Source organism: Neisseria sp. P0001.S005 (assembly GCF_051963715.1).
This window is the reverse complement of sequence record NZ_JBQCTZ010000536.1, coordinates 1-536: the sequence shown is the minus strand read 5'-3', so window position 1 is coordinate 536 and position 536 is coordinate 1. Positions and strand designations below refer to the sequence as shown.

Annotated in this window: 1 protein-coding gene; it reads right to left on the bottom strand. The window is 49.6% G+C overall.

The window, feature by feature from the left end; genetic code table 11:
- The coding region (locus tag ACTHSP_RS21520; protein WP_440346942.1) for a Glu/Leu/Phe/Val dehydrogenase dimerization domain-containing protein at window positions 1-491 on the bottom strand (491 nt) is incomplete at its 3' end.
- Between the last annotated feature and the right edge of the window lie 45 nt (window positions 492-536).

Below are 536 nucleotides of genomic sequence, written 5' to 3'. Positions count from 1 at the left end.
CCGGCAGGGACGTCGGTGTCGGCGCCGATGTGGCGGTAGAGTTCGGTCATAAAGGCTTGGCAGAAGCGCATTACTTCAGCATCGGATTTGCCTTTAGGATCGAAGTCGGAACCGCCTTTGCCGCCGCCCATAGGCAGGGTGGTCAACGCATTTTTGAACACTTGTTCAAAGGCGAGGAATTTCAACACGCCCAAATCGACGGTCGGGTGGAAACGTAAACCGCCTTTGTAAGGGCCGATGGCGGAACTCATTTGAATGCGGTAGCCGCGGTTGACTTGGACTTGGCCTTTGTCGTCCATCCAAGTGACGCGGAACATAATCACGCGCTCCGGTTCAACAATACGCTCAAGCAGGCTTTGTTGGGTGTATTTTGGGTTTTTCGCCAAAAACGGATCCAAACTCATGAACACTTCTTCAACGGCTTGATGGAAGGGTTCTTGGTTGGGGTTGCGTTGTTTAAGATTGGTAAATAGAGTGTTCAGGTCGGTCATTTTTCTACTCCTATTGAGTGAGATATTTCAATATTTATGTTTTGA